Genomic DNA, 11,820 nt, shown 5'->3' with positions numbered 1-11,820 from the left:
TAAATGAGGGAAGCATGAGCGGTCCTTTCCACCTGACGCCGCTGGCCGAGACCCGACCGGGCATGGTGTTGTCCGACGTCGTGCGCGACGGGAAAGGCAATGTGTTACTGGCACAGGGTATTGTGCTGACCGAATCCATGCTGGCATCGCTGGCACGGCATGGTATCGACATGCTGCCGATCCTCCAGGCGACACCCGAACCGCTGCCCATCGATCCGGAAGCGATCCAGGCACGGCTCGATCACATCTTCCGCAAGCACGACCGCGACGACCTCGGCGACTGGGCCACCGGCATCCTGCGCCGCTACGCGGAAGACTACCGCCTGCAGCGCGAGGTGAACCCATGAACCGTTTGACGCCCGAACAACTGGCTGCCGGCGTGCAAGACCTGCCGTCGCTGCCCGCCGTCGTCATGGAATTGCTCAGCAGCATAGAGCAGGAAGACATCGACATCTCGGTGCTGGCAAAAAAGGTGTCGTACGACCAGGCCTTGACGGCAAAAACGCTGCGCCTGGCCAATTCCTCGACCTACGGCCTGCAAGTGAAGGTCACGACGATCCAGCAAGCCATCACCTTCCTCGGCTTCCAGACGACGCGCAACCTGATCACGGCGGCCGCCATCACGGGTTGCTTCCCGAGCGGACGCTGCGAGGGCTTCCACGACAAGGCGTTCTGGCGCCATTCGATCGCCACGGCCGCGTGCGCACGTGCGCTGGCGCGCCGGATGCGTTTCAACCAGGACATTGCATTCACGGCCGGCTTGCTGCACGACATCGGCCGGCTCGTGCTGGTGACCGGTCATCCGGACGCCTATGCCCAGGTCGTGGCCTGGCACGCGCAGCACGGCGGCGACTGGCAGGACGCCGAACAGGCCGTCCTCGGCATCGACCACGTCGACGCGGGGGTCGCCCTGGCCGACCACTGGAATTTTTCGAGCACCATGCGCCAGGCGATCGCCTACCACCACGCGCCCGACATCCACGGCGCGGGGTTCCTGGCAACGATCGTGCACGTGGCCAACGCCATTGTGCACGCGCTCGACCTGGCCGGCGAAGATAACGAACTGGTGCCGCGCGTATCCAGCGTGGCCTGGGATGCGATGGGATTGAACGAAGAAGCCTATCTGCACCTGTTCCGCGAAACGGAACTGCAGTTCGGCGAAATGTCGACCATCCTGATGGCTTGAAAAGGGCCGATCAAGCCCAGGATGATCGATAGTGACAGCAGCGAAGCGGTGCTTCGCTGCCGGGTCTGTCCGAAGGCATGACAGGACCGGCTGTCATGCCTGCGGCATCAGTGCGCATAGTTGCCCGGCGACTTGGTCGAAGACGATGCGTCGTTCGATTGCGACGGCTGGCCTTGCTGAGCTTGCGACTGAGCTTGTTGCTGTTGCGCAGCCTGCTGAGCAGCTTGCTGTGCAGCTTTTTCCTCGGGCTTCGGACGGCCCTGGGCATCCGACAGGCGATATTTGGTGCGGCGGTCGCCCATCAGGTCACGCAGGTCGCGGATGCTCATGCCGGTCACTTCGTGCATGCGGATCAGCAGCGAGGCGCCGACCGGCAGGCGGTGGTGGCGGATCTTGCTGATCACCGGCGGAGCGACTTCCAGCATGCGCGACAGCGCAGCGTCGTTCTTCAGCTGCATCTTGCCCAGCAGAATGTCCAGCAAATGGTTCGGGTTGTAGCTTTCCTGTGATGACAAAGCGTGATGTGCCATGATGACCTCGTAAATGGTTAAAATAGTTCTCTTACGAACCGTGTTTAATGACTAAGTTTCATCAACATAAGTTCCCGGATTGCGAGACCGACTGACCAGGCATCCACCTGACATATCGGCCGGCGCATCTCCGGACCGCGTGCGCTCCCTTGGCGGGAAGCGAAAAAACGAATGCAGCGTTGGAACCCTGTCCGGGCGCCGCGACCGAACTGCCGTCGCCGCTGCGGTTTTTGCACTCCCCGCTTCCCACATGCACTTGTCTTTCGGACAAATTATCAAACTCATATGTCGGGCTCACACTCGACCTGAGCACGAAATTCATTGGCCGATATCAAGCTAACTTGTGGAAAGCTTGTCACATAGTCATTTCAGCACATGGTGACAAATTGTGGCGCACGCAAGTGTTTTTTTAGACTAATTTTGCAATTGCCGAGCTACACGATCTTCTTGATTTACAAGGAGAAACTAATTCGAGTCGAATCGGCAACTTTAAAGATAACAGCTAGAAAGAAAAATTCAAGATTTAACAATGTAACCGACTGTAGAAATATTTCCCTGGGAAAATCCTGAATTCCGCTCAGCACGGAATGGCGGCGCGCACGGCCACACGCACCCGCTTTTCCGGCGTGTTTCCGATTTACGGTAAACTGGACTACCACTTGTCAAAGCATCAGGGAACGTCGAAAAACCTGCTGCGCGTTGCGCTGGCTCACTGCGACGCTCACTGTACTCTCGTACAGCTGCGCTTCTCCTGCACCAGCGCGGCCGCTCGTGACGGTTTTTCGAGATCCCCCAACAGCACTTAGAAGCATTCCATGCAGAAAAAAGTATTCATCAAGACCTTCGGTTGCCAAATGAACGAGTACGACTCGGACAAGATGGCGGACGTGCTGGGCGCGTCCGATGGGCTCGTACGCACGGACACGCCGGATGATGCCGACGTGATCCTGTTCAACACCTGCTCCGTGCGCGAAAAAGCGCAGGAAAAAGTGTTTTCCGACCTCGGCCGCCTGAAGGAACTCAAGCGCGCCAAGCCCGACCTGATCATCGGCGTGGGCGGCTGCGTGGCGTCGCAGGAAGGCGCAGCCATCGTCAAGCGCGCGCCGCACGTGGACATGGTGTTCGGCCCGCAGACCTTGCACCGCCTGCCGCAGATGATCCAGCTGCGCCGCCACACGGGCGCGGCCCAGGTCGACATCAGCTTCCCGGAAATCGAAAAGTTCGACCACCTGCCGCCGGCCAAGGTCGAAGGTCCGGTTGCCTACGTGTCGATCATGGAAGGCTGCAGTAAATATTGCAGCTACTGCGTGGTGCCGTACACCCGCGGCGAGGAAGTCTCGCGCCGCTTCGAGGATGTGCTGACGGAAGTCGCCGGCCTGGCCGCGCAGGGCGTCAAGGAAATCATGCTGTTGGGGCAGAACGTGAACGCGTACCGCGGCGCGATGGAGTCGGGAGAAATCGCGGACTTCGCCCTGCTGCTGGAATACGTGGCCGAGATCCCCGGCATCGAGCGCCTGCGCTTCGTCACGAGCCACCCGAAGGAATTCACCCAGCGCCTGATCGACGCGTACGCGAAGATCCCGCAGCTGGTGAACCACCTGTACCTGCCCGTGCAGCACGGCTCCGACCGCATCCTGCAGGCGATGAAGCGCGGCTACACGGGCCTGGAATACAAGTCGATCATCCGCCGCATCAAGGCGGTGCGCCCGGACATCTCGATCTCGTCCGACTTCATCGTCGGCTTCCCGGGCGAGACGGACGCCGATTTCGAAGCGATGATGAAGCTCGTCGAAGACGTCGGCTTCGACAACAGCTTCTCCTTCATCTTCAGCAAGCGCCCCGGCACCCCGGCCGCCAACCTGGCGGACGACACCCCGCACGAGGTCAAGCTCGCGCGCCTGCAACGCCTGCAGGCGCAGATCGACGCCAACACCCGCAAGACCAGCGCCAGCATGGTCGGCACCGTGCAGCGCATCCTCGTCGAAGGTCCGTCCAAGAAGGGCGGGGGCGAACTCCAGGGGCGCACCGAGAACAACCGCGTCGTCAACTTCTTCCCGGGCGACGACAGTGCTGCGCTCATCGGCCAGCTGGTCGACGTGCGCATCACCGAGAGCCTGGATTACACCCTGCGCGGCGACCTGGTCGCCCGCATTGATACGATTGCCAAAGCCAGTTGAAAACGCCTACCCAGCCTTCGTACTTCTTCCCCGAGCCGCTCGATAACACGCGGCTCGCCCACCTCTGCGGCCCGCTTGACGAAAACCTGCGCCAGATCTCGGCCGCCCTCGACGTGACCATTTTCCGGCGCGGCGAGAAATTCATCGTCAGCGGGACCAATGCCGAACGCGCCGTCGAGCTGCTCGAACGCTTCTACGCGGTGGCCGACAAGGTCGTGCCGATCGAGGAAGTGCAGCTGGCGCTGGTCGAACAGCGCGCGGGCCTGAAACCCAAGAACGCGGATGCCGAAGCGCCGCCGCCGAAGGAACCCGGCGCCTCGGTCACGGAGGAAGCCGACGAGGTCGACGACGAGGAACTGGTGAGCCCGATGCTCAAGACGCGGCGCCACGACCTGCGCGGCCGCACGCCGCACCAGATCCAGTACCTGAAGGCCGTGCTCGAACACGACATCAGCTTCGGCATCGGCCCGGCCGGCACCGGCAAGACCTATCTCGCCGTCGCCTGCGCCGTCGACGCCCTCGAACGCGACGCCGTCAAGCGCATCATCCTGACCCGTCCGGCCGTGGAAGCGGGCGAGCGCCTGGGCTTCCTCCCGGGCGACTTCGCGCAGAAGGTCGACCCGTATCTGCGCCCGCTGTACGACGCGCTGTACGACCTGCTCGGCTTCGACCGCACGCAGAAGCTGTTCGAGAAGCAGGTGATCGAGATCGCCCCGCTCGCGTTCATGCGCGGCCGCACCCTGAATCACGCGTTCGTGATCCTCGATGAGGCCCAGAACACGACGGCCGAGCAGATGAAGATGTTCCTGACCCGGATCGGCTTCGGCAGCAAGGCCGTCGTCACGGGCGACGTCACCCAGGTCGACCTGCACAAGACGCAGCGGAGCGGCCTCGTCGACGCCATGCACGTGCTGAAGGACGTGCGCGGCATCGCGTTTACCCAGTTCTCCAGCGCCGACGTCGTGCGCCACCCGATGGTGGCCCGCATCGTCGACGCCTACGAAAAGGCCGCGTCGGTGCAGGAACTCGGCGCACTCCCTGGCACTTTGACCAAACCAGCCGCTACCCGCCATGCAAGAAAAAAAGCATAACCTCGAACTGGACGTCCAGTACCCCGACACCCGCCTCGAAGCGGACCTCACGCCCGAACTGGTGGAGCGCTGGGTGCGCGGCGCCCTCCTCGGCCCGGCCGAGCTGGCGATCCGCTTCGTCGACGCCGAGGAAGGCCAGACCCTGAACCGCGAATACCGCGGCAAGGACTACGCCACCAACGTGCTCACCTTCGCCTACAACGAGGGCGCGGAAATCGCCGACGACGAACCGACGCAGGCCGACATCGTCCTGTGCACGGACGTGCTGCAGCGCGAAGCCGACGAGCAAAAGAAGACGGTCGAGGAACACGCGGCGCACCTCGTCGTGCACGGGGTATTGCACGCGCAGGGCTTCGACCACGAGACGGACGAGGAAGCGGAGGAGATGGAGCAGCTCGAGCGCGACATCATGGAAGCGCTCGGGTATCCGGATCCGTACGCGGAGAACTAATCAACGTCGTCCCCGCGCAGGCGGGGACGACGGTTTTTAGGATTACGCTTTTTTCAGCTGTTCACCAATCGGCAGCTTCCTCACCCGCTTTCCGGTCGCCGCAAACACCGCATTCGCCAGCGCCGGCGCGATCCCCGCGGTCCCCGGCTCGCCGATCCCGCCCGGATCGTCGTGGCTGTTGACGATATAGACTTCCACTGCCGGCGATTCCGGCATGCGCATCACGCGGTAGTCGGAGAAGTTCGACTGCTGCACCCGCCCCTTATCGACCGTCACCTCGTCCCACAGCGCCGCGCTGGCGCCGAACACGATGCCGCCCTCCATCTGCGCGACGATGGTGTCCGGGTTGACGTTCTGGCCGCAGTCCACCGCGCACACGACGCGGTGCACGCGCACGTCGCCGTCCGGTCCGACCGACACCTCCGCCACCTGCGCCATGTAGCTGCCGAACGCGAACTGCGTCGAGATGCCCCGCCCCAGCTTGCGCCCCGCGACCGGTTTCAAAGGCTTGCCCCAGCCGGCCTTCTCGGCCGCGAGATTCAGCACGGCGAGCGTGCGCGGCGATTTTTGCAGCAGCGCGCGGCGGAACGCGACGGGGTCCGTCTTGCTCGCGTACGCCAGCTCGTCGATGAAACTCTCGACGACGAACACGTTGTGCGTGGGGCCGACGCCTCGCCAGAACGCGGTCGCGAGGCCCGGCGGTTCGTGCCTCACGTATTCGACGCGGATCGCCGGAATCGAATACTGGATGTCGGCCGCCGCTTCCACCGCATCCGGGTCGACGCCGTTCTTGACCATCGGCGGCGCGAAGCGCGCCATGATCGAAGACCCGGTCACGCGGTGGAACCACGCCACGGGCATCCCCTTGTCGTCGATGCGCGCCGACATGCGGTCGACGTAATAGGGGCGGTACATGTCGTGCTGGATGTCTTCCTCGCGCGTCCAGACGATCTTCAGCGGCCCCTTGGCCAGCTTGGCGAATTCCACGGCCTGGATCACGTTGTCGACTTCGAGCCGGCGCCCGAAGCCGCCGCCGATGTAGTGGTTGTGCACGCGGACCTTCTCGAGCGGCAGCCCGGTGAGCTTCGCGGCCGCGCCCTGCGCCAGCGCCGGCACCTGCGTGCCGACCCAGATGTCGCAGCCGTCCGGCTTCAGGTCGACCGTGCAGTTCATCGGCTCCATCGTCGCGTGCGCGAGGAACGGGACTTCGTAGATGACGTCGATGCGCCGGCCCGGCCCGGAATCCAGCGCCTTCAGCGCATCTCCCTTGTCGGTGGCGATGGCGCCCGTGTTCTGCGATACCTTCATCATGTCCGCGACGATGCCGGCCGTGCTGACGTTGGCGTTCGGACCATCGTCGAAGCGCGGTGCGGCGGCAAGCAGGCCCTGTTTCGCGGCCCAGAAGTGGTCGGCCACGACGGCCACCGCCCCTTCGATGCGCAGCACCTGGCGCACGCCTTTCACGGCCATGGCCTTCTGCTCGTCGACGGCGGCGACCTTGCCGCCCAGGACGGGCGACGCCGCCACCGCGGCGATCCCCATGTTGGGCAGGCGCGCATCGATGCCGAACTGCGCGGAACCGTTCACCTTGGCGGGCGAATCGAGGCGCTTGATCGCCTTGCCGACCAGCGTGAACTGGGCCGGGTCCTTCAGCTTGACCTCGGCCGGGAAGCTCAGCTTCGACGCGGCCTCCGCGACTTCGCCGAAGTGCACCTGCCGGTTCGACGCGTCGTGGCGGATCGTCCCGCCCACCACCTTCAGGTCGCCCGGCTCCACGTTCCAGTTCTTCGCGGCGGCCTGCACGAGCACCGTGCGGACCTTGGCGCCCGCCTCGCGCAACGGTTTGTAGGTGGCGCGGATGGATGTCGAGCCGCCCGTCACCTGGCCGCCCAGCAGCGCATCGGCGTACAGCGAGTTGTTCGCGGGCGCCTGCTCCAGCTTCACTTTCGACAGATCGGCGCCCAGTTCCTCGGCCAGCAGCTGCGGCAGCGACGTGAACGTGCCCTGCCCCATCTCGACCTTGTGGATGATGAGCGTGACGATGCCTTCGCGGTCGATGCGGATGAACGCGTCGTGCGCAAGGCCCGGCTGCTCGTTCGTCATCGCGGTCGACGCCTGGCCGACGGCCTTTTCGGACGGCGGTTCCTTGCGGTCGTTGGCCGGCGCGTCGCCCTGTTTCGTACAGCCGAACAGCGAGAAGCCGAACAGCAGGCTGCCACCACCGGCGGCACCTGCTTTCAACAACTGGCGGCGTTTGTTCGAGAGCTGGTCCATGCGGTCATCCCCTTTCATGCCTGACCCGATGCGATCTTGATCGCCTTGCGGATGCGGTTGTACGTGCCGCAGCGGCAGATGTTGCCGGCCATGGCGTTGTCGATGTCGGCGTCGCCCGGCTTCGGCGTCGCGTGCAGCAGCGCGGTGGCGGACATGATCTGGCCCGACTGGCAATACCCGCACTGGACGACGTCGATCTTGCGCCACGCGTCCTGCACCTTGGCCCCGACCGGGTCGTTGCCGATCGCCTCGATAGTCGTGATCTTCTTGCCGGCCGCCGCCGACACGGGCGTCACGCACGAGCGGATGGCCTGGCCGTCCAGGTGCACGGTGCAGGCGCCGCACAGGGCGACGCCGCAGCCGAACTTCGTGCCGGTGAGCCCCATCACGTCGCGCAAGGCCCACAGCAGGGGCATGTCGTCGGGGACGTCGAGGTTGGTGGTGGTGCCGTTGACGTTCAAGGCGGGCATGGGGATTCCTTTCCTTAGCGATTGAGCAACTATAGGACGAAGACTAGCAGCAATGGCGCACGCCTGCTTGAACCCGGATGCCTGCATAAAAATCAGGCATTCCGGCTTTTGGTGTATCCTATGGCCCATCGTAATAACGGCTTCACGCCAACTATGCCCGAGCACCCTGCTGACGTCCGTTCGGACGTTAAAACCCACCGGTCGCTGTTCGAACGGTTGACCGCACTGATTTCCCCCGAGCCCGAAAACCGCGCCGAACTGCTGGAAGTTCTGCACGACGCCCACGAACGCAACCTCATCGACGCCGACGCGCTCTCCATGATCGAGGGCGTGTTCCAGGTGTCCGACCTGTCGGTGCGCGACATCATGATCCCGCGCTCCCAGATGGACGTGATCGACATCACCAAGCCGATCGAGGAATGGCTGCCCATCGTGCTGGAAACGGCGCACTCGCGCTTCCCCGCCATCGAGGGCGAGCGCGACAAGGTGGTCGGCATCCTGCTCGCCAAGGACCTGCTGCGCTACTACGCGGAAGAATCGTTCGACGTGCGCGACATGCTGCGCCCCGCGATCTTCATCCCGGAATCGAAACGCCTGAACGTGCTGCTGCGCGACTTCCGCGCGAACCACAACCACATGGCCATCGTCGTCGACGAGTACAGCGGCGTGGCCGGCCTGATCACCATCGAGGACGTGCTGGAACAGATCGTCGGCGACATCGAGGACGAGTACGACTTCGACGAGGAAGAAGACAACATCCTCTCCATCAGGGAAGGCCAGCACGGCTCGCGCTGGCGCGTGAAGGCGCTGACGGAGATCGAGCAGTTCAACGAAGAGATCGGCGTCGACCTGCCCGAGGACGACGTCGACACCATCGGCGGCCTCGTCGCCAGCCACCTGGGCCGCATGCCGCACAAGGGCGAGGTGTTCGACCTCGAGAACCTGCGTTTCGAAGTGCTGCGCGCCGACGCGCGCCAGATCCACGTGCTGCTGGTGGAAAAACTCCCGGCCGTCGACGACGAACACGATTGACGCGGGTCCTGCATTGATCGCATCCAGCCTGAACCTGCGGCGCCGCCGCAAGCCCGCGGTGGCGCCCGATCCCGCGCTGCGCGGCACGCGGCCGAGCATGACGGGCCTCGCCGTCGCGGCGCTGGCCGGCGCCCTGAGCCTGTTCTCGTTCGAACCGTTCGGCTGGTGGCCCGTCCAGTTCCTGTCCCTCGCCTATTTGTTCTACCAGGTCGGCATGGGCAGCTCGACCCGCCGCGCCGTGTTCCTCGGCTGGGCATTCGGCTTCGGCTGGTCCGTGGCCGGCATGCACTGGTTATATATCGCGCTGAACCGCTTCGGCGGCCTGCCGGCCGTGCTGTCCGCCATCGCCATCGCGCTGCTGGGTCTTTACATGGGCCTGTTCGGCGCGTTCGCGGCGGGCGTCTCGTCGTGGCTGCGCAAGCGCTGGTCGCTGCCCGTCCCCGCCTTCCTGCTGCTCGTGTTCCCCGCCTGCTGGGGCGTCTCGGAATGGATGCGCGGCTGGGTCTTTACCGGTTTTCCCTGGGCGGCGTCCGGCTATGCGCACGTGACGGCGCCCTTGAGCGGCTTCGCGCCGATCCTCGGCGTGTACGGCATCGGCGTGCTGGTCGCCGTGTGCTCGGCGTGCCTCGTGATGCTGACCCAGCGCCGCCGGCTGCCCGCCATGGGCCTGTTCGCCGCGCTGCTGCTGGCCGGCTGGGGCCTGAAGCACGTCGCGTGGACCGCACCTGCCGGCAAGCCGCTCAGCGTGCGCCTCGTGCAGGGCAACATCCGCCAGGACGAGAAATTCAGCGCCGAGCACCTGGGCATGATCCTCGCGCGCTACCGCGACATGATGACGGCCGCGCCAGCCGACCTGATCGCGGCGCCGGAGACCGCCATCCCCGTGTTCCCGAACCAGCTCCCGCCCGGGTACCTGCAGACCTTCCGCGACTACGCGGCAAGGACGGGTAGCGCGTTCCTGTTCGGGATCCCGCTGGCCGACAGCATGACGGTGTACGCGAACAGCGTGGCGGGCATCGGCCCGCAGGGACAATCCTACCGCTACGACAAGAACCACCTGGTGCCGTTCGGCGAATTCATCCCGACGGGCTTTCGCTGGTTTACGGACCTGATGCAGATCCCGCTGGGCGATTTCACGCGCGGCCCGGACGTGCAGGCGCCGTTCGCCGTGAAGGACCAGCGGGTGCTGCCGAACGTCTGCTACGAAGACGTGTTCGGCGAAGAGATCGCGAAGAACCTGCGGTCGCAGGCGCAGCCGGCCACCGTGCTGCTGAACGTGTCGAACCTGGCATGGTACGGCGAGTCGACCGCCATCCCGCAGCACCTGCAGATCTCGCGCATGCGGAGTCTCGAGACGGGCCGCCCGATGCTGCGCGCCACGAACAACGGCGCCACCGCCGTCATCGACGGCCGCGGCAACGTCGCCGCGCGGCTGCCGTTCTATACCCAGGGCACCCTGGCGGCGACGGTGCAGGGCATGGCCGGCAGCACGCCGTACATCCGCTTCGGCAACCTGCTGTTCCTCGCGCTGGGCGCTTTGCTGCTGGCCGGCGCCTGGCTCGCTGGACGACAGCGGCAGGCGACCGGCTAAAATAGCGAGCGATTCACTTCAAGCCATTCCGTAAAACCCGCTAGAATTGGTGTTTTAGCAAACTCACCGTGTTCGCGCCCCGTGCGCGCGAAGCCAACAAGATGCTCACATTCCAACAAATCATTCTGACCTTGCAAACCTACTGGGACAAGCAGGGTTGCGCCCTGCTCCAGCCGTACGACATGGAAGTCGGCGCGGGCACCTTCCACACTGGCACCTTCCTGCGCGCGATCGGACCGGAACCGTGGCGCGCCGCCTATGTGCAGCCGTCGCGCCGCCCGAAGGATGGCCGCTACGGCGAGAACCCGAACCGCCTGCAGCACTATTACCAGTACCAGGTCGTGCTGAAGCCGGCGCCGGAAAACATCCTCGACCTGTACCTGGGTTCCCTGGAAGCGCTGGGCCTGGACCTGAAAAAGAACGACGTGCGCTTCGTCGAGGACGACTGGGAAAGCCCGACCCTGGGCGCCTGGGGCCTCGGCTGGGAAGTCTGGCTGAACGGCATGGAAGTCACCCAGTTCACGTACTTCCAGCAGGTCGGCGGCCTCGATTGCAAGCCGGTGCTGGGCGAGATCACCTACGGCATCGAGCGCCTGGCGATGTATTTGCAGGGCGTCGAGAACGTGTATGACCTCGTGTGGACCGAGTGGGAAGAGAACGGCGAGAAGAAGACGCTGTCGTACGGCGACGTCTTCCACCAGAACGAAGTCGAACAGTCGACCTACAACTTCGAGCACTCGAACACGGACCTGCTGTTCCAGGCTTTCAATAACCACGAGAGCGAGGCCAAGCGCCTGATCGAACTGGCGCTCACCTTGCCCGCGTACGAGCAGATCATGAAGGCGTCGCACAGCTTCAACCTGCTGGATGCGCGCGGCGCGATCTCCGTCACCGAGCGCGCCGCCTACATCGGCCGCGTGCGCACCCTGTCGCGCCTCGTCGCCCAGGCCTATTACGATTCGCGCGAGAAGCTGGGCTTCCCGATGCTCCCGAAAGCCTGAGTCCCAGAACAGAATAG

10 protein-coding genes and 1 pseudogene are annotated in these 11,820 nt (G+C 64.5%); 8 read left to right on the top strand and 3 right to left on the bottom strand.

Features of this window, described 5'->3' with window-relative positions; all coding sequences use genetic code 11:
• The first annotated feature begins 14 nt into the window (after window positions 1-14).
• Together ASD28_RS16345 and ASD28_RS16340 are read left to right on the top strand one after the other, a co-directional pair.
• The gene (locus tag ASD28_RS16345) at window positions 15-347 is read left to right on the top strand and encodes a hypothetical protein (RefSeq protein WP_056130066.1); all 333 of its coding nucleotides are present in this window, start codon (window positions 15-17) and stop codon (window positions 345-347) included.
• Window positions 344-1,186 (top strand): HDOD domain-containing protein, encoded by an 843-nt coding sequence (locus tag ASD28_RS16340; RefSeq protein ID WP_056130063.1) that lies wholly within the window; start codon window positions 344-346, stop codon window positions 1,184-1,186. The genes ASD28_RS16345 and ASD28_RS16340 overlap by 4 nt, the downstream gene beginning before the upstream one ends.
• Before the next feature lie 209 nt (window positions 1,187-1,395).
• Here ASD28_RS16340 and ASD28_RS16335 read toward each other — a convergent pair.
• Window positions 1,396-1,716 (bottom strand): annotated as a pseudogene (locus ASD28_RS16335) (hypothetical protein); the annotation flags it as partial.
• A gap of 815 nt (window positions 1,717-2,531) precedes the next feature.
• On the opposite strand from ASD28_RS16335, the gene miaB reads away from it, so the two are divergent.
• Genes miaB through ybeY form a run of 3 tightly spaced genes read left to right on the top strand, consistent with a single transcriptional unit; the run spans window position 2,532 to window position 5,435 of the window.
• Entirely contained in the window at window positions 2,532-3,893 is a 1,362-nt protein-coding gene (gene miaB, locus ASD28_RS16330; protein ID WP_056130059.1) for a tRNA (N6-isopentenyl adenosine(37)-C2)-methylthiotransferase MiaB, read from the top strand.
• Window positions 3,890-4,984 (top strand): PhoH family protein, encoded by a 1,095-nt coding sequence (locus ASD28_RS16325; protein ID WP_056130056.1) that lies wholly within the window; start codon window positions 3,890-3,892, stop codon window positions 4,982-4,984. The genes miaB and ASD28_RS16325 overlap by 4 nt, the downstream gene beginning before the upstream one ends.
• Window positions 4,965-5,435 (top strand): rRNA maturation RNase YbeY, encoded by a 471-nt coding sequence (gene ybeY / locus ASD28_RS16320; protein ID WP_056130053.1) that lies wholly within the window; start codon window positions 4,965-4,967, stop codon window positions 5,433-5,435. The genes ASD28_RS16325 and ybeY overlap by 20 nt, the downstream gene beginning before the upstream one ends.
• Window positions 5,436-5,477: 42 nt before the next feature.
• Here the strand turns inward: ybeY and ASD28_RS16315 are convergent, their stop codons facing one another.
• Both ASD28_RS16315 and ASD28_RS16310 read right to left on the bottom strand, forming a co-directional pair.
• Window positions 5,478-7,709 carry a xanthine dehydrogenase family protein molybdopterin-binding subunit gene (locus ASD28_RS16315; RefSeq protein WP_056130049.1) on the bottom strand — a complete coding sequence of 744 codons (2,232 nt, stop codon included), beginning with the start codon at window positions 7,707-7,709 and terminating at the stop codon, window positions 5,478-5,480.
• 14 nt (window positions 7,710-7,723) lie between these two features.
• Window positions 7,724-8,179: a (2Fe-2S)-binding protein gene (locus ASD28_RS16310; RefSeq protein WP_036235621.1), complete on the bottom strand. Its 456-nt coding sequence runs from the start codon at window positions 8,177-8,179 to the stop codon at window positions 7,724-7,726.
• Between the two features lie 153 nt (window positions 8,180-8,332).
• On the opposite strand from ASD28_RS16310, the gene ASD28_RS16305 reads away from it, so the two are divergent.
• The 3 genes from ASD28_RS16305 to glyQ all read left to right on the top strand — a co-directional run bounded on the left by ASD28_RS16305 (window position 8,333) and on the right by glyQ (window position 11,803).
• Entirely contained in the window at window positions 8,333-9,211 is an 879-nt protein-coding gene (locus ASD28_RS16305) for an HlyC/CorC family transporter (protein WP_056130046.1), read from the top strand.
• Window positions 9,212-9,308: 97 nt separating this feature from the next.
• Window positions 9,309-10,802: an apolipoprotein N-acyltransferase gene (gene lnt, locus ASD28_RS16300; protein WP_082577210.1), complete on the top strand. Its 1,494-nt coding sequence runs from the start codon at window positions 9,309-9,311 to the stop codon at window positions 10,800-10,802.
• A 101-nt stretch (window positions 10,803-10,903) separates the two neighbouring features.
• Window positions 10,904-11,803 carry a glycine--tRNA ligase subunit alpha gene (gene glyQ, locus ASD28_RS16295; RefSeq protein ID WP_056130874.1) on the top strand — a complete coding sequence of 300 codons (900 nt, stop codon included), beginning with the start codon at window positions 10,904-10,906 and terminating at the stop codon, window positions 11,801-11,803.
• Window positions 11,804-11,820: the final 17 nt, after the last annotated feature.

The organism is Massilia sp. Root133, from assembly GCF_001426525.1.
GTDB classification, from domain to species: Bacteria; Pseudomonadota; Gammaproteobacteria; order Burkholderiales; family Burkholderiaceae_D; genus Telluria; species Telluria orientalis.
The sequence above is the reverse complement of the archived record's forward strand: the minus strand, read 5'-3'. Positions and strand labels throughout refer to the sequence as shown.